This window comes from Paenibacillus sp. YN15 (assembly GCF_003285005.1).
Classification (GTDB): domain Bacteria; phylum Bacillota; class Bacilli; order Paenibacillales; family NBRC-103111; genus Paenibacillus_AR.
In genome coordinates this window covers 112,519-137,703 of sequence record NZ_QMFA01000002.1, presented here as the reverse complement: position 1 = coordinate 137,703, position 25,185 = coordinate 112,519, and the positions used below count along the sequence as shown (strand labels likewise).

The 25,185-nt window shown below is 51.6% G+C and carries 20 protein-coding genes; 2 read left to right on the top strand and 18 right to left on the bottom strand.

Annotated features, from left to right (window positions below):
• Positions 1-265: 265 nt before the first annotated feature.
• The 6 genes from DQG13_RS02605 to DQG13_RS02580 all read right to left on the bottom strand — a co-directional run bounded on the left by DQG13_RS02605 (position 266) and on the right by DQG13_RS02580 (position 7,177).
• On the bottom strand, positions 266-526 hold the full coding sequence (locus DQG13_RS02605) for a hypothetical protein (RefSeq protein WP_113017966.1): 261 nt from the start codon (positions 524-526) through the stop codon (positions 266-268).
• Positions 527-660: 134 nt separating this feature from the next.
• Positions 661-1,260, bottom strand: coding sequence for a hypothetical protein (locus DQG13_RS02600; protein WP_113017964.1), 600 nt, complete (start codon positions 1,258-1,260; stop codon positions 661-663).
• 127 nt (positions 1,261-1,387) lie between these two features.
• A complete protein-coding gene (locus tag DQG13_RS02595; protein ID WP_258525418.1) occupies positions 1,388-1,756 on the bottom strand; it encodes a DUF4240 domain-containing protein in 369 nt (122 codons plus the stop codon).
• Between the two features lie 246 nt (positions 1,757-2,002).
• Positions 2,003-2,581, bottom strand: coding sequence for a histidine phosphatase family protein (locus DQG13_RS02590; RefSeq protein WP_220094319.1), 579 nt, complete (start codon positions 2,579-2,581; stop codon positions 2,003-2,005).
• Positions 2,582-2,762: 181 nt separating this feature from the next.
• Positions 2,763-4,961, bottom strand: a complete 2,199-nt coding sequence (locus tag DQG13_RS02585; protein WP_113017960.1) for an LTA synthase family protein — start codon at positions 4,959-4,961, stop codon at positions 2,763-2,765.
• A 227-nt stretch (positions 4,962-5,188) separates the two neighbouring features.
• Positions 5,189-7,177 (bottom strand): glycoside hydrolase family 31 protein, encoded by a 1,989-nt coding sequence (locus DQG13_RS02580; protein ID WP_113017958.1) that lies wholly within the window; start codon positions 7,175-7,177, stop codon positions 5,189-5,191.
• Between the two features lie 30 nt (positions 7,178-7,207).
• Here DQG13_RS02580 and DQG13_RS02575 point away from each other — a divergent pair, with 30 nt between their 5' ends.
• Positions 7,208-8,194 (top strand): helix-turn-helix domain-containing protein, encoded by a 987-nt coding sequence (locus DQG13_RS02575; protein ID WP_113017956.1) that lies wholly within the window; start codon positions 7,208-7,210, stop codon positions 8,192-8,194.
• A 426-nt stretch (positions 8,195-8,620) separates the two neighbouring features.
• Here the strand turns inward: DQG13_RS02575 and DQG13_RS02570 are convergent, their stop codons facing one another.
• Positions 8,621-10,384 carry a glycoside hydrolase family 2 protein gene (locus DQG13_RS02570; protein WP_113017954.1) on the bottom strand — a complete coding sequence of 588 codons (1,764 nt, stop codon included), beginning with the start codon at positions 10,382-10,384 and terminating at the stop codon, positions 8,621-8,623.
• A gap of 150 nt (positions 10,385-10,534) precedes the next feature.
• Between DQG13_RS02570 and DQG13_RS02565 the strand changes: the two genes are divergently transcribed.
• The gene (locus DQG13_RS02565; RefSeq protein WP_113017952.1) at positions 10,535-11,440 is read left to right on the top strand and encodes an ArsR/SmtB family transcription factor; all 906 of its coding nucleotides are present in this window, start codon (positions 10,535-10,537) and stop codon (positions 11,438-11,440) included.
• Positions 11,441-11,478: 38 nt separating this feature from the next.
• Here the strand turns inward: DQG13_RS02565 and DQG13_RS02560 are convergent, their stop codons facing one another.
• The 11 genes from DQG13_RS02560 to DQG13_RS02510 all read right to left on the bottom strand — a co-directional run bounded on the left by DQG13_RS02560 (position 11,479) and on the right by DQG13_RS02510 (position 25,110).
• The gene (locus DQG13_RS02560) at positions 11,479-13,311 is read right to left on the bottom strand and encodes a cache domain-containing sensor histidine kinase (protein WP_113017950.1); all 1,833 of its coding nucleotides are present in this window, start codon (positions 13,309-13,311) and stop codon (positions 11,479-11,481) included.
• Positions 13,312-13,326: 15 nt separating this feature from the next.
• Positions 13,327-14,778 carry a response regulator transcription factor gene (locus DQG13_RS02555; protein WP_113017948.1) on the bottom strand — a complete coding sequence of 484 codons (1,452 nt, stop codon included), beginning with the start codon at positions 14,776-14,778 and terminating at the stop codon, positions 13,327-13,329.
• Between the two features lie 138 nt (positions 14,779-14,916).
• Positions 14,917-16,530 carry an extracellular solute-binding protein gene (locus tag DQG13_RS02550; protein ID WP_113018268.1) on the bottom strand — a complete coding sequence of 538 codons (1,614 nt, stop codon included), beginning with the start codon at positions 16,528-16,530 and terminating at the stop codon, positions 14,917-14,919.
• Positions 16,531-16,651: 121 nt separating this feature from the next.
• Positions 16,652-17,539 (bottom strand): carbohydrate ABC transporter permease, encoded by an 888-nt coding sequence (locus DQG13_RS02545; protein WP_397333919.1) that lies wholly within the window; start codon positions 17,537-17,539, stop codon positions 16,652-16,654.
• A gap of 2 nt (positions 17,540-17,541) precedes the next feature.
• Positions 17,542-18,492, bottom strand: coding sequence for an ABC transporter permease (locus DQG13_RS02540; protein ID WP_113017944.1), 951 nt, complete (start codon positions 18,490-18,492; stop codon positions 17,542-17,544).
• 183 nt (positions 18,493-18,675) lie between these two features.
• Positions 18,676-19,548 carry a helix-turn-helix transcriptional regulator gene (locus tag DQG13_RS02535; RefSeq protein ID WP_113017942.1) on the bottom strand — a complete coding sequence of 291 codons (873 nt, stop codon included), beginning with the start codon at positions 19,546-19,548 and terminating at the stop codon, positions 18,676-18,678.
• A 30-nt stretch (positions 19,549-19,578) separates the two neighbouring features.
• Positions 19,579-21,297 (bottom strand): glycoside hydrolase family protein, encoded by a 1,719-nt coding sequence (locus tag DQG13_RS02530; protein WP_113017940.1) that lies wholly within the window; start codon positions 21,295-21,297, stop codon positions 19,579-19,581.
• 152 nt (positions 21,298-21,449) lie between these two features.
• Positions 21,450-22,157: a response regulator transcription factor gene (locus DQG13_RS02525; protein ID WP_113017937.1), complete on the bottom strand. Its 708-nt coding sequence runs from the start codon at positions 22,155-22,157 to the stop codon at positions 21,450-21,452.
• Positions 22,158-22,206: 49 nt separating this feature from the next.
• Entirely contained in the window at positions 22,207-23,637 is a 1,431-nt protein-coding gene (locus tag DQG13_RS02520; protein ID WP_113018266.1) for a sensor histidine kinase, read from the bottom strand.
• Positions 23,638-23,648: 11 nt separating this feature from the next.
• Complete coding sequence (locus tag DQG13_RS02515) at positions 23,649-24,401, bottom strand: ABC transporter permease (RefSeq protein ID WP_113017936.1); 753 nt, start codon at positions 24,399-24,401, stop codon at positions 23,649-23,651.
• A complete protein-coding gene (locus DQG13_RS02510) occupies positions 24,388-25,110 on the bottom strand; it encodes an ABC transporter ATP-binding protein (RefSeq protein WP_113017934.1) in 723 nt (240 codons plus the stop codon). Before DQG13_RS02510 ends, DQG13_RS02515 begins: the two co-directional genes overlap by 14 nt.
• Between the last annotated feature and the right edge of the window lie 75 nt (positions 25,111-25,185).

Here is a 25,185-nt window from a genome sequence, read left to right as displayed (position 1 = left end):
CTGCCTATTTGTCTGTTCATAAGCAGTTTAGCGCAGAACATACCCCGATTTCTAACGGCGGTGAGAGCCTCTATTTGCTCCAAAACGGGGGGCTGCCAAATCTAACGGAAGCAGGAGCCCTTATTGGGCTAAAAAAGGGCTTGCAGCGGAGCAATCGGTCCCAATAGCGGCTGTTGCCGCCGTTAGATTTTCTAAAACGGTGTTTTTGCAGAAATAAGAGCTCCCACTGCCGTTAGCATCAGACCATGGCATGGTCTAACAGCCATCAGTCCGTGGCGTCAAACACTGATTTTGGCGTAGAGCCAGAAAAGATAATGATTAATCCACCAATAAAAAAATATCCTGCTACCCTTGAAAAATTAAAGTGATCAATGATCCAAAATGCCGGTATTCCAAAACAAGTATAAATCATTGAAACAATTAAACTCTCAACAAAGCCTTTTCGCTGTAAGAACATGCCCGACATGTTAGAACCAGAACAAGAATTATCCAAACCGGCAATCCACTTCACTGCCTTCAGCTCCATTTTTCATGACTGCTTCCTAATGGTTATCGATTACTTTAATTTCTTGCTGTGATAAACCGTTTTCGATTAATATGTTGTGACGCTTTAATCTTTCGATAGCATCTGCAGAGTTCAAATTTGAGGCCCCTTCCAAATCATTTTTTCATGATGAACCAATGAAACATTTTCTGTTTCATCTGCAATGCTAGCTTTTCGTCCCTCTGCATGATCCATCTCATTAATGGTCCTTCAATAAAGTCGATTAGATCTTGCTGAACACACCCAAGTCCGTCCAACATTTCTTCATATGTGAATGGAATACTAAACGTCTCATCCTTTACTTTAGATGGATCATCCGGCCAAACCAGAATACGATCATCTTCATATGTGATTGATGGGAATGGATCATGCCCTAACCATGGACTTTTTTTATTCAAAATTGAGGCTTCAACCTCTCTCCATTGCTCAAGACCGCAGCAACAACTTGGCCCAATTAGCGTGGTTTCATCTTTAAAAAATGCAATACCTCCGCTAATCGCTACCTCATCTTTGCTTAATAATTCTTCAAATGATTCAGTAAAAGATTTCCCTGGGGCGATGCGGCCGAATCCGAATAAATGCAACAAAAATAATTCAACATCATGCGTACTGCTATTCTGGGATAAAAAAGTGTTTTCGTTTCTGGTTATTTCATTCTCTATCCAAACGGGACAATCGTAATAAGGATCACAAATTACCGGCTTTATATAGGCCATTTCTGGTTCTCAATCCTCTCGTTACTATCCTAATGGATTATCCCCAAACCGTTTCCACAACTTCGGATATAGCCTTTTCAAATCATTTTCATCCTCCCAATCAAATTCTATATCTTGTCGGTTTGGTTTATATCCAAATTGCTCCAGGGCTTCTAAAAACGAATGGTAAAGCTCGTCCTTCTTCTTCATAAGCTTTGGGGATTAGCTTGGCTAAGATTTCCGGGTTTTGAATTGTTTCTTTATAGATATTTTCACCTTGCGAGATTAACCACGCCCGAAAGTAGTCGAATGAGTCGTCAGAACATCCGCCCAGGATGATGTAAGCCGCTCCCCAGAGTCCGGAAGTATAAGACGATTCGTATGCTTGTAGAAAATGCAACTCATAGTGAATTACATCCGTGGCGGAGTGGTTACTCAAGGAATGGACAAGCCATTCAACCGGGTTCTCCTCGTATTTAGCTTTTTCGATTAAATCCCAAAAATAACGATTATTCATATTTCCTCCATTAAAACCGAGGCAGCGCCGCGGCTAGTGTTTGAATATGCCACTTAATGGGTCTTTCTGTTCCTTTTCGAATATCATCCTTGGGTTCTGGAAAGAGCATCTCTGAAAAGTCTTCACGAAGCAGATGAACGTTTAATCTCATTAATAATCTCTTGATGGGTTGGCAAAATGTCAGTCGGTAAAGATTCCAACTCAAAAAATCTAGTTTTTATAGATTCTTCGCTCTCCGTTATCTCTTCAAGCTTGCTCTTCCATCCATTCTATTTCCTCGATTTTAACAAGAGGCTCATTCTGGAACTGCAAGTGAATGATATACGGCATACGGTCAATGATGGTCCAGAAGCTGTGGAAGTCGAAGGTCGGATCATAATAATTGATCATGGTGCTTAGTGCTGTGCCATGGGTTCCGATTACCAAATTCATTCCCTTGTATTTTTCCCTCACATGCAGAAGGGCGGCAATATTTCGCTCCTGCACCTCCCGCAATGACTCCCCGCCCTCCAGCTTAAAATCAAAGTTTTCCCATTGTTTTCTGCTGAAATCCTTGAAATCATCCACCCATCCGCCTACATGTTGTTCACGAAAATCCTCTATTGCTTCAACGGGTTGTCCAATGCTATCGGCGAGATGTTTTACCGTATCTACCGTCCTTGGGTACGGGCTTGAAAGAACTTTATCTATTTTCATACTTTTTAATACGGTTGTGACCTTTTGGGCGTCTACCATTCCTTTGGCGGTCAAAGGCCGGAGCTCATCTTCCCTAACACGGTGATCGGATTGGGCATGCCTTACCAAATAAATGTTTGTTGTAAACAAGTCTGTCACTCTCCCTGAATACATAGGTTCCCTGGGGTGTACTTGCAGAACAAGCCGCGGGATATTCCAAATCTCCCTTCAGTATAAAGGGATATCCATTTTTTGCATATAACAAAAAAAGCCGCTTACTCCATCAAGGAATAAACGGCCCTTCATGATTCCAGCAGCAGCCAACCGATGGCTAGGCACTCTGGCTATACATCTCAAATTCGGAAGCATCCTCAAGCTGCGCCGGTTTTTCCATGGGAAAATCAATGGACAACCGGTTGACCTTCAATTTGCCCGTATTGGCAAACATGCTGGCTCTTAGGGTGAAATTATAGGAGGCCCACTCCTCTTCATTATAGAACGTGTACACCAGCTTTCCCGGGCCGGCCATGGAGGTATCCAGCGTTTTTTTGCCCAGCCGTTCGGGATTCTGCTCCGCGTCCAGATACAAGGTGAGCTCCTCCCCTTCAGCGGGATTCATCCATTCGTAATCCATGGTAATGGTTACATACGACCGGGCCGGGAGCGTGAGATATTGTCCGCCGGTAATGGAGAAATATTCCCCCCACCCTGCTTCAAACTGCTTGTCGCTAATAATCACCAGCTCTTGGTAAGGATCAATCAGGGATTGGTTCAGATATTGTTTGTACATGGTCAGACTCAGCTTCATGTTGCTGTCCGAGACCCGGGTACGGGTATAATCCTTAGCAAACAGCTGGCCGTTGGCGGAATGGATGGCATACAGCCGGTTACGGTTGTCCAGTTGAAAAACTTCTCCCTTGGCAGCCGTGTAGAAAACATCCCCGCTGTAATGGCTGGCGAACAGGATCGGCTCCTCTCCCTGGTAAGCCCGGAAGATGCTTCGGCCCAAACCATCCGAATCCTTCTCCTGATCCACATAATCCAGAATGGAGCCCTTCAAATCCTTGAGTCCATATGTGCCTTCATTGACAATCTCCCCGGAGATGGAGGGGGAATAAACCAGACATAACCCCCAGTTTGAACCGTACGGCTGGCCGGCAACGCCATGGGATTCGTCAGAGGTGAAAATAACCAGCGTATTTTTGCCCATATCCGAGGTTTGCAGATAGTCAATGAACCGGGACAGGGATTCGTCCAGGTAACGAACCGCGGCTTCTTTCCGGTCCGGGTACGCGGCCTCCAGTTCCGCCGGAATAGCGTAGGGATGATGGGTTCCCACCGTAAGCAAAGTGGCAAACCACGGGCTTTCGCCCTGATCGAGCTTCTCCAAATAAGCGGGAATCTGATCGAAGAAGGCCCCGTCATCAATGCCCCAGCCGAAGGGGATGGACGATTGGAACCCCTCCGAGCCGATAATCGTATCGAAGCCGGCCGTGCTCATAAACTGGTCCTTGGACATATAATCCAGCGGCGCCGCTTGAATGAACGCCGTTTGATAGCCTCTCGCCTTCAATTCCTGGGGAAGCATGCTCACGCTTTGCGGATTCTGAAGGTATTCGTAAGCATCGGGGGTGGAAGCGTCCAGCTTGGGATACCCCCCGCTCAAGAGAGAATACAGCCCGCGGATGGTCTGGTTGTTATGCGTCAGAAAATTGGGCACCACCAGCGTATGGTCTCTGATCCGCTCCAGACTTTCCAGCCGAATTTTATGGTCTGCGTCAAAAAACTGCTGGTTCGCCTCCAGATACGCCCCCGGTATTCCTTCCATGGCAACTACTAAGATATTTTGGGGTTGATCCGCTTCCGGAGGCAGCAGAGAAGCCCCATCCTTGATCTGCGAAACCCCGTATACTTGATTGTCGATATCGCTGGGAAACTCGGAGAATACAATCTCCTCCCGGTAAAATAAATCGATCATGCCATTATGGAGGGAGGCTTGGCTAAAGCTGACCTTCTCCCAATTGTTCCCCATCAGAAAAATGAAGCCCGTTTCCACCGTCAGCAAAACAACTCCATACAAAATAAGCTGCTTGAGCGTCGCTCTGTACGAGCGGAATACGATTTTGCGCCGGTCCACCGACACAATCAGGAAGATGAGACTTGCCGGAAGCAGCACGCTGTATACGGGAAAGCTGATATGGGACAAGGTTCCCTGCACAAATTGGGCATCCGCGGCCTGGAACAGATCCCGCAGATTAATCACATCGCCCATGGCGTAGATATATTCCATATTGGCCAAATAAAGCAGCGCAAGAGGCAATGTCAGCACATAAGGAAGCGCCCTGTTCACTTTCTTCGTTACATACACCAAGGCAATAATGAAAAGCCCAAAGAGCAGATCCGAGCCCACTGCCAAAAGCAGATTCCCGTTTACATGAAGCAGTTGGCTCTCCTGAAGCAGCAGAAACCTCCCCGCGGCCAACACGACAATGAATACCACACTGGATAAAAGAAAACGTTTCGCCTTCATAGCACTCCTTTCCTGGTTGCTCCGGTTAAGATGAATTTCAATATACCATCAGAACCTTAAAGAAAGCTTAATTTTCCATATAAAAGAAAATAACCCCGGAATCCACATTCCAATGGATTGAGGTCATTTTGAAGGCTTCGGGACATAAATAAGGGAACGCATTTTCCGTTATTTCGCGCCGCTGCCTATTCAGGAGCGGATAACGGAAGCCGTTTTCCGCTAACTCCCTATTCCTGGGCCGCGAAAGCTATAGGCAGCCGCGCGCCGGCCCCATCCCGCAAAAACAGCGGAATTTGCTCCAGAGGCGCATCCACAGTGATCCGTTGTCCGCCTTCCCATGTTTCCCCGCTGAAGGCATGGGTCCATTGGGCCCCCGCAGGCAAATAAACCCCGCGGCTCCGCTGTCCCTCCACCACGACCGGAGCAACCAGAAGCTCCGGGCCAAACATATATTGGTCCTCTGTCTCCCACGCCAGCCTGTCCTGGGGGAAATCGTAGAATAACGGACGCATGGGCGGAGTGCCTCTCTCGTGGGCTTCCTGCATAAGGCCCGCAATATACGGCCGCAGCCGCTCCCGGATCAGCATATACGTTTTCATAATCCCATAGGCCTCTTCCCCGTAGCTCCACACCTCGTTATCGGAACCGCTGCCGCAAACACCTCCGCCTTTGGCGCCGGTGGGCGGAATAAAAGGCTGACGGTCTCCATGAAGCCGGAACACCGGACAGAAGGCCCCATACTGGAACCAGCGCACAACACACTCCCGGAAGGAAGAGTCCTCCGGATTGCCGCCGTGAAAGCCACCGATGTCCGTCGTCCACCAGGGGATGCCGGCAATGGCCATGTTCAAACTGGCCTTTACCTGAATGGCCAATGTGTCGAAGCTGGAATGAATATCCCCGGACCAGACCAGCGCGCCGTAACGCTGGCTTCCTGCCCAGGCGCAACGCACCAGGTTGATGATATGGGCTTGCCCCTCGGAAGCCATTCCCTCATAAAAGGTCTGGCTGTATTTCACCGGATAGATATTGCCGATCTGTTGGCTTGAGCCCATATGGTAGCGGTAAATATCATGGTCGTACACGCTTAGCTCCGGCTCCGCCTCATCCAGCCAAAACACCCGGATGCCCTTGTCATAATAATTCCGTTTGATCAGCCCCCACAGAAATTGACGGGCCTCCGGATTGGTTGCGTCAAAAATCGCATTCTGCCCGAGAAACTGGAACTGGGTGCGCACTCCCCGGTCGGAACGCAGCAGGTAGCCCTTCTCCAGCATCTCCCGGTAATTCCCGCTCTCTGTCTGCACCGTGGGCCATACGGAAACCATCAGCTCAATACCCAGCTTCTGCAGCTCCTGCACCATTCCCTCCGGGTCCGGCCAATATTCCGGATCGAACTGCCAATCCCCCTGATTGGTCCAGTGAAAGAAATCGATGACAATCACGTCGATGGGCAGTTGGCGGCGCTTATACTCCCGCGCAACGGTCAACAGCTCCTCCTGGGTGCGGTAACGGAGCTTGCACTGCCAGAAGCCCAGCCCGTAATCCGGCATCATGGGAGCCTTGCCCGTGGCAAGTGCGTAGGATTCTTCGATTTCCGCGGGAGTGTCCCCGGCCGTAATCCAGTAGTCCAGCTGCTTGGTGGAGGGGGCGCTCCACTCCGTAACATTCAGGCTGAAATGAACCTGCCCCACGGCCGGATTATGCCAGAGAAAGCCGTAGCCGGCGCTGGAGAGAACAAAGGGCACGCTGATTTGACTGTTCCGGTGGGTCAACTCCAAGGAGCATCCCTTCAGATTAAGGAAAGCATGCTGGTATTGCCCCATCCCAAACAGCTTTTCGTCCGGGTCGGCCTCCAAACGCAGCTTGAGGGAATAATCGCTGCCGCCGGGATATGCCTTAAACTCCCGTCCCCCGTACTTCAACTGGTAGGTATGCCGCGTTTCTTGAAGCAACCGTTTGCCATGCTGATTATAGAAGCAAATTTGGCCTTCCTTTGTGATTTCCGCCTTTATTTTGCCGTTGATAATAGTAGCCTTGTGTTCATCCATCAGGATTTCGGCCTTCTTCTCTGTAACGGGAAGCAATGCCCATTCGTCATCCGTTATCTCTAAATACGATGCGCGGACCCGCAAGGCATCCCGCCCCCAAGGCTCAATCCACACCTTCTCATGGTCATATTCCCGCACTAATCTTCCCTTCTCCAACCGAAACATGGCAGCAGACCTCCATTAGCGTTAAAATGAATGTATGCCTCCATTATAGCCGGGAGAAGACGGCGGAACGATCCGGAGGATTACGGTATTCTCATACGATATTACGTTTTTGATGGGGAGGAATACACCATTCACCCGTTGGATGACAGCCTCTATTCATGGAAAAAAGAGCATACGGAAATACCGGACCTTACGTTTCCGGTAAATGTGTTCCATATCCGTTTTCCGGACATGCTTATGATACCGCCGCATTGGCATGAGCATATGGAATGGATTCTGGTGACCAAAGGCAGCTTTCAGGTTCAGGTAGGCGCCCAGTCCAAGGAATGCTGTGCGGGAGAAGTCGTTTGGGTCAACCGGAACCGGATTCACGCCGCTTATCCGGCTGACCAGGGCAGTGAGTTGTTTGCCATCGTATATAACGAGGCTATTCTAAGGGGCGGGCAGGATTCTGCAGAGGCCCGATACATCCGTCCGCTTCTGGCGGAAGAAATCCGCCTTCCGGCCTTTTATGGGAAGGAAACGCAGATAAGCGGCGCAATCCGAAGCTGCCTGGAGCGCGTTCTCCAGGACTTTCCCCGCAAGGGTACGGCGTTTGAGCTGAGGGTCAAGGGGGAGCTGTTCTCCGCTTTGGGTCAGGCCCTTCAATTGGCGGAGCAAATGCCCAAGCCCAAGCAGAACGGTCATTCCGACAAAGGCATCGAGCAGCTGCTTGTTCATCTGGGCAGCCACTTCCGGGAGCCGATTACGGTGGAGGAGGCCTCCCGCATGTGCTGTCTTACCCCTACCTATTTTTGTTTCCTCTTCAAAAAAACTACGGGCAAGACCCTGGTTGAATACCTCCACATCCTGCGGGTCCATGAAGCAACACACCTGCTCCGGCTGCACCGCTGCTCCATACAGGCTGTGGCCGAGCAAACCGGCTTTTCCAGTCAGACCTACTTTGGACGGGTATTCAAGGAGATAACCGGTATGACGCCAAGTCAATACGCAGACCGGTTCCCATTCACGCCATAAATTTGAACTATTCAATAATAAAAAAGGCTCTAACCACAAATCAGTGCTTGACCGCGCCTCTGCCTATTTGTCTGTTCATAAGCAGTTTAGCGCAGAACATGCCCCGATTCCTAACGGCGGTGAGAGCCTCTATTTGCTCCAAAACGGGGGGCTGCCAAATCTAACGGAAGCAGGAGCCCTTATTGGGCTAAAAAAGGGCTTGCAGCGGAGCAATCGGTCCCAATAGCGGCTGTTGCCGCCGTTAGATTTTCTAAAACGGTGTTTTTGCAGAAATAAGAGCTCCCACTGCCGTTAGCGTCAGACCATGGCATGGTCTAACAGCCCTCAGTCCGTGGCGTCAAGCACTGATTTTGGCGTAGAGCCATAAAAAAGCCGTAAACCGGATTTACACCCGGCTTACGGCTTTTTTGGCTGCTGGTTTATTGCCTACTTCCTTCTCCCGCCAACAATCTCCTTGATTTGCTCCACCGGAACCTTGGGAACCCGGTCATAAGTCAATAAGCCGTTGATTTCCTGCTCCACATCGGTCAACTGCGTGTAGCAAAAGCCCTGGGCATGAGGCGATTGCAGCAGCGGCTCCACCACAGCCGCCAGCTTGGCGAGGAAATCCTCGTCGTTGTCCGCGCCGGAATAGCCCCAGCCCTCCCACTCGCTTTTCTTGTAAGCAATGCCGCCGAACTCGGTCACCAGCACCGGCTGCCCCGCATAAGCGGTACCGCCTACCAGCAGCTCCTTGCGGCTGGGCTTGAAGCCAAGAATCCCCTCCATGGTGCTGTAGCGCTCCGTCAGCGTCTCCCGTCTCCATTCGTAATCATGGATGGTGAGCAGGTCCGTGGTCATCTGCTCCCAGCCGTCGTTGGAGATGACGAGCCGGGTGTCATCCAGGGATTTGGTCAGGTAGTACATGGCCATGGCATGGCGCTGCTGCCGCTTGTCAATGAGGATGTTGGGCACGCCCCAGCTTTCATTCAGGGGAACCCACACCACCAGCGCCGGATGGTTGTAATCCCGCTCCACCGCCTCCTGCCATTCCGCCGTCACCTTGTGCACATATTCCTCCGAATAGGCGTACGCATTGGCCATCTCGCCCCAGACCAGGTACCCCAGCCGATCCGCCCAGTACAGGTAGCGGGGATCTTCAATCTTCTGGTGCTTGCGGGCGCCGTTAAAGCCCATTTGCTTGGCCAGCTCAATGTCCCGCTTCAAAGCCTCGTCGCTGGGCGCGGTCAGAATCCCCTCCGGGAAATAACCCTGATCCAGCACCAGCCGCATAAAATAAAAACGGTTGTTCAGCATCAGCCTGCCGGCTTCCACTGCAATCTTGCGCATACCGAAGTAGCTTTCCGCCTTGTCGGCCTCCACCCCGTCCACCAGCAGCGTAACCGTCACCTCGTACAGATTCGGGCGCTCCGGAGACCACCAGCGTCCCAGCCCGTGATCGTTAAAATCATGGAGACCGATGGTACGGCTTTCCTCCGCATGGTTCACAGAGAAGGTGGTTACCGCCTGATATTCATCCTTGAAGCGGATGTCGACGCGAACCTCCGCCTTGGAGCCAACGGGAGCCTGATTCAAAAAGGTGCGGATTTGGATCTCATTGCGGTCAATATCCGGCTTGAACTTCAGCTTCTTGATATGAAGCTCCGATACGGGCTCCAGCCATACGGTCTGCCAGATTCCGGTGGTCCGGGTATAGAAGATGGAGGCGGAATCCTCCTTCCAGTATTGCTTCCCCCGCGGCAGAGTCACATCCTTGCTGAAGTCCTCCGCCCGCACCACCACTGTATTGTCCCCATCCTGCAGCGCCGGGGTAATATCCGCCTGGAACGGCGTATGGCCGCCTTCGTGATAGGCTACCTGCTGTCCGTTTACCCAAACGGTGGCCTGATAATCCACTGCGCCGAAGTGCAGGATCACCCGCTTGCCGGCCCATTCCGCCGGAATTGTGAAGCTGCGCCTGTACCACACCAGATCGTGGAAGCCGGTTTCACCGATTCCGCTTAACCGGCTCTGATAGGTAAACGGGACTTGAATCTGACGGGTGAAGGCCTGATTGCCGCTGCCCCATTTTCCTGCGTCGCCAATCCGCTGATCATCAAATTCAAACTCCCATGTTCCGTTTAAATGCTGCCAGTCTGTTCTGACGAATTGAGGCCGGGGATATTCCGTCCGCAGTGCAGGTTGTGCCATAGCTTATATTCCCTCCGATTACGTAATTATAAAATTAACTTCATCACCTTACAGTTAATATAATAAACAGACCCTCTCTTTATGTCAACATTTAAGTTGATTATTTAACTTTTAGGTTATATAATTGAAGCCATCAGGAGGAGTGACATCATGAAGCTGGATGTAACCACAGCCAACATGCGGATTCTGGAATGCTTTTCTTCGGAAACCCGGGTCCGCATCATTGAGCTATTGAATGAGAAGCCGTATAATATCGGGGAATTGGCGGAGGCGCTTGGTCTCTCCTCGGCCATTATCACCAAGCATATTCAGAAGCTGGAGGAAGCCGGAATTGTGGCCACGGAGAATGCGGTAGGCAAACGGGGCACCCAGAAGCGCTGCACCCTGAAGCTGGAGCAATTGACCCTGATTCTGCGGACAAGCGCCGCGGAGGAAGAGCCTGACCGGAACAGCTTTATCGTTGATCTGCCGATAGGGCAATACAGCGCTTACGAGGTCCATCCCACCTGCGGGCTGGCTTCGCCGGAGAAGCGGATCGGCATGATGGACGATCCCCGCTACTTCGATGATCCCGAGCATACCAAGGCCGAACATCTGTGGTTTGCCAGCGGCTTTGTGGAATACCGCATTCCCAACTATCTGGTGGGGAACCAGACCGTCTCCAGCCTTGCCGTTTCCCTGGAAATTTGCTCCGAGGCTCCCCGCTACAACGAAAATTGGCCGTCGGACATTACCTTCTCCGTCAACGGCCTGGATGTGGCCACCTGGACCTGCCCCGGCGACTTCGGAGCGAGACGGGGGCTGTACACCCCTTCCTGGTGGGTAGATACCCAATATGGGCTGCATAAAACCTTATCCATAACGGACAGCGGCACCTTCATCGACGGCGTACAATGCTCCGGCATCCGGATCGGCCAATTGAATATCCGGGCCGGACAGGAGCTGCGCCTGCGCATTTCCTGCCCGGAAACCGCGGTCCATTGCGGAGGCGTCAGCCTGTTCGGCAAGGGGTTTGGCAACTATCCCCAAGACATCCGGGTGACTATTACAGTGTAGCGGTCCCCTTCCCCCGGCAGAGAGAACGCAATTTCCCGCTATTCTTCCGCAGGTTCGGGGGCGTTTAGCAGCATCGGAATTTTGAGCGTCACCGTTGTGCCATAACCAAGCCGGCTTTCAATGGTGAGCCCGTATCCTTCCCCAAACAGCAGCCGGAGCCTGTTGTGGATATTGGATAGTCCCATGCCGCTCCGCGACTGGCCGTCCGGCGCCCGCTCCGGGTACTCCATGCCCAGCTTGGCCTGGAGAGCGGCCAGCTGCTCCGGCTCCATTCCCCTGCCGGTATCCGTGATTTGGAAGCAAACATCTCCATGCGCATCCATGCTCCCGGCCACCTGAAGCCGCCCCCCTTGATCCATCCGCTCCAGCCCATGATAGACCGCATTCTCCACGATGGGCTGGAGAATCATCTTGGGGGTTTTCATCTCCAGCAGCCCGTCCTCCACATCGAGGTCCATGGAAAATTTATTCCCATACCGGATGGAGATAATTTTCATATAAGCCTGAATGCAGTCTATTTCCTCCCGGATCTGTACAAGCTCATCCCTTTTGATGCTGTACCTGAAGATTTTCGACATACACGACGTAATTTGCGCAATCTCCCTGCTTCCATATTCCAGACCAATGCTGCTGATGCAATTTAACGTATTATAAAGAAAGTGGGGATTGATCTTGCTTTGCAAAGCGGCAAACTCCGCCTGCTTCTGAATCAGCTCGGCTTCGTACAATCTGGTTTGGATATTGATCATATCCTTTGCCATTTCCTCCATTTCATCTATCATCCGGTTGATGTCATAGGCCAGCAAGCCGACTTCATTGGTAGACCGGACTTTAATGCGGAAGCCCATGTCCCGCCTTCCCACCTTCTTCATGTCCATCACAAGTCCCATTACCGGGCGCATCAGATTGTTGATAAAGAGGCTTCCGGTTATGATCATGCTGAGAATAATCCCAATCCCCACGATCGTGCTGACCCGCCGCAAAGGGTTCATATCCGAAGTCAGCTCATGCAGCGGAATCATGCTGACAACCCGCCACCCGTCCGCTTCCTCCAAATCCTTGACATGGACAAGAATCTGTTCCCCGTCGATAGTGGCTTCCATGCCATTAAGCAGGCTGCCCTTATCCATGGACAGAATCTCCCGGAACAACGTGCTCCGGGCATTGGAATTGGTAGACGCAACCACTTCATTCTGGTTGTTCAGAATATACAGACTGGAGTTGGGTGTCATCTCCATATTTTCAATAAAACCATCAATATTATCCTTATTAACCACAATAGAGCAGTAACCGACGATTTGGGAAAAATAGATTCCCCCTCTCGCTTCCACAATCGGCGCTATATAAAAGAACTGTTCTGTTCCCGCTTTTTCATCCGTTAAGATAGTGGTGAACATTCCCCCTTTTTGCCGAAGCGAAGAATCCTCCTTGTATCTCTGGATAAAAACCTCATAACGGTCGGCGAAAAAAATGTCGCCGCTTGCCGACGCCAGACTGTACAGCCGCCTTCCCTGCATGTCATTCAACACAATTCCGCTCACATATGAATTAAAAGACCGCACATATTCCATAAGATCCATCACATAAAGACCGGCATCAAACACTCTTTTGTAAGCATCCTCCGCTACGGAAAATTCCTGAACGAGCTTGTTATTGACCACAATTCCAGTGCTGACCCTGATATCCTTAAAGGCGGAATCAATCTTCCGGCGGGTTTGTTCAATCATCTGGTTGCCGTAATTGGCCGCTCTTTTTTGGGTAAGATCGGAAAAACTATAGAACAAATAAAGCTCCATGACGGTGAAAACGATGATGGCGAATGAAAAAATAAGCCATATCTGATGCTTCAGCTTCAGTTTGCTGATCTTCATGCTTCCCCGCTCCGATCACATCAGCTTTTTCCTGAATTTAGTGGGCGTCGTCCCGCATTCCTTCTTGAACACCTTATTGAAATAGTAATAATCCGCAAATCCGGTTCCAATGGCAATCTCCTCAATGGACATGGCAGTCTGCTCCAGAAGCTCGCAAGCTTTCCTGATCCGCAGCTCCGTCACATATTCCGAGAAGGTTTTCCCCAGATTCTTCTTGAACAATTGGCAGCAATATACCTGGTTAATAAAGAATTGGGCGGACAAATCCTTCAGATACAATTTCTGCTCAAAGTGTTGGTCAATATAGGCGATCAGCCGGTTGAAGCAGGATTGGATATCCCCTTCCTGCAAGGAACGGTTGCTCCTTTGCCTGATGTAGGCAAGAACATCCTGCAAAAAACTGCACAGCGACTCAAAATTCTCGAACCGCTCCTTAATTTCGGAATAGTTCAGAAACTCCAGCTCCATATCCTTTACTTCCTCATAATAGGAGCCAACCAGCAAGCTGACCGACTGATTCCACAAATAGACCACTTCATCCATCCCCAGCCGGTGTTTCTTGAAATAGGCGGTCAGGTCGGCCATAACCTCTCCCGTTCCCTCCAACGCCCTCCTCTGAACGATGCTCTGAATCCCTTCAAGGCAGGGCTTCACCAGATGAAGCTTCGGCTCATACTGAAAAAGCTCCGCTTCTCCCCCGATAAAAAAATGCGAGGCCGCCAGATCCGCTTCCTTGATCAGCTTGCCGATATGCTCATATTGGCTGGAGACGCCGCTCATTCCCGCCGCGCTGATGCCTGATCCTTGCAGGGCTATGCCCTCGCAGCGCATCTCCACCTCTGTGCGCTCTTCCGCCTTCAGAACATACAGGATCTTCCGGGGCCCTGATTCAACCTTCAAGGCATATACCGGCCTGTCCTCCAAACAGCCCAGTCCGCGGAAATCCTTGCTCTCATGGTCAAAATAGAGAACCAGGACGCGGTAATAGCATTCATTCGCACAGTCGAACAGCTGCGGAACCAGACTCCTTAACTCCCCCTGATCCGACGAAGTTAGCGCTTCCAGAAGCAGATTGTTGCGGGCGTCCCTTTTCTTGGAAAAGTAGAGGGCCAGCTTCCCGATTAACTGGTCGGCCAGGTCAATATCCACAGGCTTCAGGAAATAATCCAGCGCGCCGTAGCGCAAGGCTTCCTGGGCATATTCAAACTCCGCAAAGCCGCTTACGATGACAAATTCCACATCCAGACCTTGCTCCTTGGTCTTCTTGATCAGATCAAGTCCGGACATGCCCGGCATCCTGATATCGGTGAACACCAAATCCGGTTTCTCTGCACATATGGACTCCCATGCCTTTGAAGAGCTTGTAAATTGCCCCGTTATTTCAAAACCGTATTTTTCCCAGTCAAAGGCATTGCGGATTCCTCTAATCGCCCATAACTCATCATCCACAATCATGACCTTGTACATGGGGATTCCTCCTGACCACATAGATTCCTTCAAATCATAGCGAAACTTTTCGGGAATAGCAATACGGATAAGCCCCGATGAACAACCATCGCCGGCTTATCCGTATGCGGATCATGGGATGTACATACGATGCGCAAATTATTTCTTCTGTCTCGAGGCGATTACGGCTCTGTAGTTCTTGATGTTTTCCTCCTGAATCGCCTTGCCGCCGGCGTTCATGTACTCTTTCACCAGACTGTCATACAGGGCATCGAACTCTGCCGGCTTGCATACAATCAGCCGCTCCATCATTTGCTTGTCCAGATCGCCCACTGTTCTGCCTAGCTTGAGGTTGGCTTCGTTCGGAATGCCATAGTAGAAGTTCACATACCCGTCTGTCGTATTGATCTTATAGGAATCCACCGCCAGCTTCTCATAGCTCGAATCTCCGCCTGACAAAGCTGCCGCATAGGCCTTGATGTTCTTCTCCAGATCGCCCATCTCCGCGCCGTTTACAACCAGGGTATAATCCAGATTCAGATTGCTCATTTGCATATTGTCGCCGGTTTGCTGAATCCCTTGGGGAATGCCGTTCACCATTTTGTGGTTGACGCCCTCCTGGCCGTATTGCAGGAAGAACAGCACTTCCGGGTCCGCCATCCAGTTCAGGTACTTGACAGCCAGCTCGGCATTTTTACTGGTCTTCGGAATGAAAGAGAATACGCCGTTGGCATCGTAGACCACCTTCGGATATTTGCCTTCCGCGTTTTTGAAGGTATCCACCGGGACAAAGTTGGCGTCCGGCGCATTTTGCTTCAAGCCATCACGTATTTTTTGCGTCAGCAGGTAGTCCCAGTTGGCGCCAAAGAAGCCTGCCTTGCCAGTCGTCACATCGGCATCCGCTTGCTTCAGCGTCTTATCCAGCGCAAAGTCCGGGCTAATCAGCTTCTCGTTGTACAGCTTGTTGATCCACTTGAGTCCATCCTTGTAGCCAGGCTTTAGCCACTTGGGGGTGGTAGCGAATTCCTCCTCCGACATGGGAGCCAGGAAGGAGTCTGTCAGGTTGCCGAAGCTGTAGTTCATCCCGATGCTCCCGGTTACCCACGGAACAACGCCCTTCACATTGCCGGGATTCTTATCGCGGAAGGCAACCAGCGTGTTATACAATTCATCCCGGTTGGTGGGAACCGGCATACCCAGCTTATCCAGCCAATCCTTGCGGATGAACAAACCGTTCCAGGCAACCAGCGTCCGTTTGGCCGGAATGGAGATTTGCTTGCCGTCGCTCTTTCCGTAGGCCAGAACCTCTTCACCCAGATAGGCCTTCAATTGCTTGCCGTGCTTCTCCAGCAGCTCATCCAGAACATACAATCCGTCGGATCTGGCATAGCGGGTTACTGTCGTGCCGTCATAGGTGAAGGAAATATCCGGCGCTTCCCCGGCGGCCATCATCACGTTCAGCTTTTCTACTTCCTGGGAGCGGGGCACAGGCACAAATTTTACAATGGCATTGTTGGGCTTGCCGAATTTCTCATTGACATACCGGGTCCAGGTATTGTTATTCAAGTCAGGCTGTCCCTGAACCCCTCTGTCAAACACTTCCACCGTCAAGGTGACAGGGGGACCGGAGGGTGCTGCCGATGCAGCGGTTGACGCCCCCGGGGATGCCGTCTCTCCATTCTTCTTGTCATCACTTCCACAGCCTGCCACCACACTGCTCAAGAGAGCGGAACCCAGCACAATTACTGCAGCTTTTTTCATGTTTGTGTTCATGTTTACCCACCTTTTCAAGTTGAATTCACAGAAATTTTCCATGCCGTAAATTCCTTGCTTCATTAACATCCCTTGTCTGCCAGCCTGGCAACCACCCCCCTTCATCATCGCCTTTCTCCCATCAGCCCTTGATTGCTCCTGTCATCACGCCATCCACGAAGTACTTCTGCAGTTTGGGATAAACCAGCAGAATCGGGACGGTGGTGAACATGACGCTGGCCGCCTTAAGCGATTCGGGCACAATGAAGGCGCTGGCGCCGCCCTCTCCCCCTTGCTGGCTGTCCAACTGCTGATTGGCCGAAATAATCTGATACAGCTTCAACTGCATGGGATACAGATTTTTCTTCGTGATGTAGAACAGCGCATCCTGGAAGCCATTCCATCTGTCTACGGCGTAGAAAAGGCTCAATGTGGCGATGGAAGGCAGCGAGAGGGGAAGCACAATCTTGATGAGAATGCCCAGATCCGAACACCCGTCAATGGCAGCCGATTCCTCCAGACTCTCCGGAAGATTGGTGAAGAAGGTCTTCAGGATGATCATGTTGAACACGCTCATGGCGCCAGGCAGAATCAGACTCCACACCGTATTCATCATACCCAAATTTTTAATCAGCATATAGGAAGGAATCAGGCCGCCGCTGAAATACATGGTGAAGACCAGCACCGACAAAAAAAAGTTTCTCCCCATCAGCCGTTTCTTCGTTAACGGATACGCCGCGCAAATGGTCAGGAACATACACAGCAACGTATAGGAAATCGTCAGCACAATACTGTAGCCAAGGGTATACAGCATTTCCACATCGGTCAAAATGGTTTTGTAGGTTAAGGTTGTGAATCCTACCGGCCACAATCCTACCAACTGGGCCACAATCGCTTCGTTGGAGCTAAGGGAAAGCGCAATCATATGCAGAAACGGAACAATACATGTGAAGCATAATGCTACAATGAAGGCAATAATCAGGATATCCGCGACACTTATCTTTTTTCGCTTGCGCATCGTTTTCGCCATAGTCACCATATCCCATCCTCACCCAGTTTTTTGGCAACAAAGTTGGCGGCGATCAACAGGACGAGACCAACCACAGATTGGAACAGGCCCACCGCTGTCGCCTGGGAGAAATCTCCCGAGCCAATACCGATTCGGTATACATAGGTACTGATTACATCTGAATATTCGCCGACCAGGGAATTCCCCAATACATAGGGGCGGTCGAATCCGATGGACACCATCCGGCCAATCTGGAGAATCAAGAGAATTACAATGGTTTGCCTGATGCCGGGCAGCGTAATATGCCACATTTTGCGGATTCGGGTACAGCCGTCAATATCGGAGGCCTCATATAATTCCCTGTTGATTCCGGTCATGGCCGCCAGATAGATGATCGTGCCCCAGCCGATGCCATGCCATATGCCAACGCCGATATAAGTGACGAGCCAAGGCACCTTCTGCGACAAAAAGCCGATCCTCTCCATGCCGAGGCTCTCCAGGAGGTTGTTGACCATACCAATGTTGGAGAACATCAGATAGACCATACCGCCGACAATAACCCAAGACAGAAAGTGAGGCAGATACAGCACCGTTTGCGTCATTTTCTTGAATTTGGCCTGCTTCAATTCGTTGAGCAAAAGCGCCAGCAGAATCGGCGCCGGGAATCCGGCAATCAGGTCCAGCAGATTCAGCACCAGCGTGTTCTTCAGGGCGCGGTAGAAGGCGTTTTGCGCGAAGATAAACTGGAATACCTCCATTCCTACCCACTTGCTGCCGCTGATCCCCTTGAAAATATTGTAATCCTGGAAAGCCATCAACAAGCCATAGATGGGAGCATATTTGAAAATGGCAATATACGCCAGAGGCAGCAGCAGCAGAGCATACAAAAGTGCATCTCTTTTCAGATTCTGGACAAAACGCCTCTTTTTTTTCACTCTCTCCAGCCCTCCCGGGCTGCTTAAAACCGTTTTCATTCCCTCATCTCCCTGTTGTAATGATCTTTCTCTTCTGTTGTCTTCATTTTATCCTGACCCGTATCCAAAAAAAATGTACTATCTTAAATTATTTTTGTAACCGTTTTATTTTTGCTGGGGAGCAGCGACGAAAAAAAAGCACCGCCCATAGCGGTACTTGAAGGTGAAGGGAATGAGGCGGGTTTATGATTTCACTGTGCAGAGAAGTCTCTTTCGGAACTCCTTGGGAGAGCATTTATTATATTTATGGAAAATTTTATAAAAATTTGTCATATTCGGCATACCCACCAGAGAAGCCGTTTCCAAAACAGACACATCCCGGGTCAACAGAATCAGCTCCGCGTTGGCAATTCTTCTGGAATTCACATGCTCGATGAAGGTTTTCCCCATGATCCTCTTAAAAACCTTGCCAAAGTAGAAATAATCCAGGTTCATCATTTGAGCCGCTTCCTTCATATCTATCCTGCCGCTGATGTTTTTTTCTATGTAGTCCAGAACAGGCACCAGCTTCGCCCTCTGCCCGTCATTCTCAGCGTCCGGCGGGAAGCTGGCGTCATTGCGCAGCAGCACCAGAATAATTCTGCAAATCAGGCTGTGAATGGCAATTTCATAGCCTTTTTGCCTTCGGGTATACTCCGCGGCAATTTCATGGATATGGGCGAACACCTGATTTTTGACCTCCGGATTTGCCGCAAAAACAGAGTTGAGCTTGCTGTACAAGCGTCCGGCTTCTGTGAAATATTTCATATACGGCACCATATCCTGGCCCAGAAACTTGAAGATGTCGAACTGCAGCACGATATACTCCATCACCCCTTCCTCCTTGAAGGAATGATGCGGCTCGAAGGAGCCGATAATGGCTACATCCCCGGCGGATAAATGGAATACCTTGTCCTTGGTGTAAATACTGAATTCACCCCGGACAATGGCGATCAGCTCCAATTCATGGTGATAATGCCATTCTCCCGCCACCCGCTCATTCCGGAATTCATGCAGCACCCTGACCGGCTGCAGAGGATTCCCATATACAATATGCTCGCTCCTGTGCTCGGCCATGGACTCCGGCTCCTTTCCTCCCGCAATTTCTTAGGCTTTGGGCTTCGTCTGCTGGGTAGGGCCGTAATTGGCCGCGCCGGTAAAGCTCACATCCTCCGCAGACGGGTAGAACTTGGGCTGGCGCAAGTCCCGCTGGTACAGCCGCAGATGCTCCCCCCGCGGGAAAATATCGACCACATCGCAGCCTCTCCACGAGACGGAATATTCCTCGCCCCGCACAACCTCTTTTGCCACCACAGTCTCCAAGGGATGCTCCAGCTCAATGAGGGTCCCCGCCGCTACATTGCGGAATACGGCCAGATCGCCCTCCATCCGTGGGACACATGCCTTCCCGTCCATTGTCGCCCGCAGCTGCTTCCCCATCCAAGGATAGGTCCGGATGGCCACATGACAATCCTGCTTCGCCGTAACCGTGATGCGGCCTGACTGGGGATAATCCATCGTCACCGCAGCCTGCTCCAGCTCCTTATCCACCGGCATATTGACAAAAACCGTCCCCGAACGGAACTCCACCGAGCGGTTCCAGACGATTTCCAGCGCTACCGGAGCCATACCGACGCAGCAGCCGGCAATGGAGCGGAACTTGGACAGGGAAATCGAGTTAACCAGGGAGCCTCCGGTAAAGCCGCCGATCATTCTTTTGTCAATCTCTCTGTAGGTGATGCCCGCATCGCTGTCGTCAGGCCGGGTATTGTCCGTAACCACATACGAGGAAACCTTGACCTGATTTTCCACCAGCTGATTGCGGGCAAACAGGGTCATATCCTGCCAGTATTCCTCATATCCGGCCAGAATCAATTCATTGGCACATTCAATCATATCCTTAATGCAGCAGGTTTCGCAATGCTCCTCATGCACCGGATGCCATTGGGCATATTCGGGAACCCAGCCGAAGGAGGAGGACAAGGAACGGATATAATCATAAATCCCTTTGCCTGCGGTGATGTAGCGTTTGCTGCCGGTAACCCGGCCAAGCCGCACCAGACCGGACGCCACCCAGCCGGCAGAGTGAACATGGCCGAAGAAGGCCATCTGGTAATTGAAGTAACGCGCCGGCCCCAGCAGATGGTTGGCCAGGCCAACCGCCAGATCAAGAGCAACCTCGTCGCAGGCAATTTCATATCTTCTCACCAGAGAATGGAGCATGATGGCATTGCGGATGGCTTGTTCACCCCGGCCGGTATGTCTCGTCAGATCGAAGCCGCCCTCTTGCAGATAAACATCATTGGGAAATTCGTAGATGGGCTCCTTCTCTTCATAATCCCCTGACCAGAAGGTTCTGACCTTCCGTTCGATGACCAGTGAACGCAGCCCTCTGACCAGCTCGGAGGCCCGTTTTTCCGCTTCGGCATCGCCGGGATCACGCTCTACCATCCGGTTCAAGGCCGGAAGAATATAGCCCATCTCGTGAAAAGAGCTATGCATGGTATGCGTCCACGGATAGGGCTCATGAAAGCGCAAGCCGTGCTCGCCCCAGGATTTCAAAACATGCCTGCGGAAGGAGTTCTGAACCGCCGCGCCCTCCTCTGTGTCCAGCATGGTGCGGACGGCGTCAATGGCCTCGTACCAGGAGCCTACCAGCTCTGCGTCATCCACCCGGCAATGGGCCGCTTCAGCCGGTTTTTTATGGGGCAAAATAAGCCAATAGGGCAGGTTGTCGATTTTCCCGTCCACCATCGACGTCAAATAGCCCAGCACCAGCCGGGCGTTTGTTAGCGGCTCGAATTTTTCATATGCCGATTCAGACATATTGATCCCTCCAGCGGTATCATCAATTTTGTTTTCCCACAGGTTTACAAATTGATCATACCCTTTCGGGAGCCCGGAAAAAAATCGGGCTTTTGGTGAGCTTTATACGCTTTTTTGTCTTTTCGCGATTTATCATCTTGGCCGTGGCCCACTTAGGCCAGAAATTTATAACCCGAGCCCCACACGGTTCCGATGTACTGGGGTTTGGAGGGATTTTCCTCGATTTTGTCCCGGATACGGGCGATATGGACGGTCACCGTAGAGATATCCCCGGTGGCGTCCAAGCCCCAGATCCGCTCGAACAGCTCCTCCTTGCTGAATACCCGGCCGGGATGCTGGAACAGAAACAACAGCAGCTCGAACTCCTTCTGGGGCAAAAGAATTTCGCGGCCGTTCATCAGCACTCTGCGGGCTTCCTTCTCAATCTCCAGCCCCCGGATTTGCAGGCTCCGCTTCTCCGCTTCATTCCCGAACCTTTCCTTCATCCGTTCAAACTTCTGGATATGAGCCTTCACCCGGGCGACCAGTTCGCCGGAGCTGAAGGGTTTGGTGATATAATCATCCGCTCCCAGCCCCAGCCCTTTGATCTTGTACAGCTCCTCCCCCCTGGCGGATACCAGAAGGACAGGAAGCAGCTCCTGCTCCCGGATGGTCTTAAGCACCTCGAAGCCGTCCATCCCCGGCAGCATAATATCCAGGATAACCAGATGGAAATCTGTCTTCTCCATTGCCTTAAGCCCCTCCGGGCCGTTGCCTGCAACCGTCACCGTATATCCGGAGATTTCCAGATAATCCTTCTGCAGCTGGGCAATGCTCTGATCGTCTTCAATGATAAGAATGTTTTTCGTTGCCGTATCCATGTCAGCCTCCTGAGAGTTTTTGCGCCTGCAAAAACTGGCATCGTAAGCTTCAGCTCTTCTTCAGGGAAATCATCATGCGGGTGCCTTGCCCGGGCTGGCTCCGGGCCCAGAGGCTGCCTTCATGACCCTCTACAATCTGTTTGGCAATGGCCAAGCCGAGGCCGCTGCCGCTTGCATTCTTGCGGGAAGCATCCACCCGGTAGAACCGGTCAAACACATAAGGCAAATCCTCCTCCGGTATCCCCCTGCCGTTATCCTGGATTTCGATAATGGCGGAGGTCCGGGTTTCTCTAAGGACAACCGCTACCTGCCCGTCGGGTTTGTCCATATATTTCAAGGCATTGTCCATAATATTCTGGATCACTCTTTTGAACCGCTCCCGGTCCATCCGCACCTTCGCCGGCTGCTCCAATTCCACCGCCAGCGACAGGCGCACTCCCGCCCGTTGAAATTCATACTGATTGTCGGCTATGCAATCCTCGAAGTAACGAACCAGATCCGTCTCTTCAAAATGATACGGCAATTGGTTCAAATCCAGCGACGAATACAACAGCAGATCATCCATTAATGTATTGACCAGCTCCGCCTTGGAGCGGGCCGTTTCCAGATACTCCTGCATCTTCTCCGGCGTCCGGGCCACCCCGTCCAGAATCCCTTCAATATAGCCCTTGATGGACGTAACCGGCGTTTTCAGATCATGGGAGATGCTCGAAACCAGAAATTTGCGGTTCTCATCATATTTCTGCTGCAGGTCAACCGATTCCTTCAGCCGGATTCGCATGATCTCCAGGGTCCGCCCCAGCTCCCGGACCTCGCCCTCCCCCTCCTCGGCAATCCCGCCGTCCAAATCCCCTTCGCTGATCTTCGCCGCGGCGTCCTTCAGCCGGAAAACCGGACGGATAACAGCCCTGGAGAAGCGCCAGGACACCCAGGCATTCAACAGCAGAAGGCTCAGCACAAAAACCGCCGCCGCGAACAGTCCCAGGGTTTTGTAGAAGCCCATGTTCAACCGCACAGGCGCAAGCAGCAATAAGGCGCCGCCGGAGCCGGGCGCCAAGGAGTAGGAAATCCGTTCATAGAAATACGTTTTCTCCTCCAGCTGGAAGGTCTGGTCCGGTGAGCTGTCCGTCAGGAGCAATAGCCTGGCCGCATCCATGGAGTTGACAAGCATGGTGGCATACAAAACCTCATTGTTTTTGACCAGGACGGCCTCGCCGCCGGAAGCCAGAACACGCGTACGGAGCTGCTGCTGGACCGCCGGACTGGACAACTGGTCGAAGGTATAGGTCTGCATGTCGTTTTTCAGCTCATGGAGTCCTTGCCTCACCTCGTAGGCCTTGGCCATTCCGTCCAGATAGGTCTCCCGCCCAAGAATCTTGGTATACACTGCCACATACATGACCGCCGCCAGGATGGTCAGCCCAACCGCTCCCAGCATCGTCAACAGGTTCAACACATAGAAGCGCTTGGTTAAGTTCATGGAGGAATCCACTAAATCTCCTTCCTGTCAAAACAATAAAAGCCTGCGGTAAACAGCATTATACCACATCCCGCCAGAATCAGGGCCTGCCGCAGGATTTTGGACAGATTCAGCGCATCTGAAATCCACAGGGTATACCAATCGAACATGGAGATAATAAAAAAGCTGGAATAAGCGGAAAAAACAGCACCCAGCACCCATAAGGCCGCGAAGGAGATCACCGACAGAAAAAAGACCGCCAGCCCGCCGCGGATCACGTTCCCCAGACAAACCACCAATAAGGAAAAAACGAATATAGGCAAAAAGGTGACCGCATAGGATACTATGACCCGCACAAGGCCCATGAAGCTGAAGGCGGTCATATTGAACAGGAACCCGGCCAGAAGCGACAGCACCATAACCAAAACCAGATTGGCCGCAATGAACAAAGCCAGATTGGCCACCTTGGCGCAAAACACGCTGAACCGGGAGACCGGACGAAGCAGGGTCAGCTTCATGGTGTTGGCCGTAAATTCGCCGTTGAACATATCAATCGCCACAAAGGTGGCAAACAGCGGCAGAACGGTGTAGGTAATCAGGGAAAGGGCCACCAGCGGAAACTCGGTGCTCCCCACCACCCGCAGCCCCAAACCATGCTTGATGGAGGTCACCGCCACTTGCCCGATTAATACCACCAAAACAGAGAGAATAACAGCGGCCACGATCTTTTTCTTTTTGGCCAGCTTAACCAGTTCATTCAATAAGGTTGCCTTAAATCCGTCCATTGCGCTCCACCTCACTGACGAAGTAATTTTCCAGAGATGAATAATCGGACAGGATGGTGTCGGTGTATTCCACATGGACCAGCTTCCCGTTGTACACAACCCCGATCCGGTTGCATGTCAGCTCCACATCATGAATCAGGTGGCTGGAGATCAGGAAGGTGGTGCCCTCCTCCGCCAGATGCTTGATCAGCTTGCGCATGGCCAGCATTCCTTCCACATCCAGCCCGTTTAAGGGCTCGTCCAGAATCAACAGCTTCGGCCGGGAAAGAATGGCCGCGGCTATCCCCAGCCGCTGCTTCATGCCAAGGGAGAATTTCCCCGCCTTCTCATGTTTGTATTTGATGAGCCCGGTCCATTCCAGACATTCGTCGATTCTGGACTGGTCCACCTCCGGGTAATACCGGGCGAACTGCTTCATATTGTCGTTGGCCGACAGATACGGAAAGGATTCGGCGGTTTCAATGATGCAGCCCACATGCTTCATGGCCTGGACCATGTTTTCCTGCACATTGGCGCCGAATATGCTCACCTCTCCCCGATCCGGCTTCAGCAGGCCGGTAATCAGCTTCATGGCCGTGGTTTTGCCCGCGCCGTTGGGCCCCAGCAGTCCGAAGATATCCCCTTGATGAATGGTCAGATTCATATCCTGGATTCCCCGGCCATTCTTGTACATTTTCGTTAATCCGGCAGTTTCCATAACAGGCTGCATATGCGGCAATCTCTCCTCCAAAAAGCATAATCAGGAAGCTGCCGCAGCAGCTTCCTTTGGTCCCGGCTGACGTCT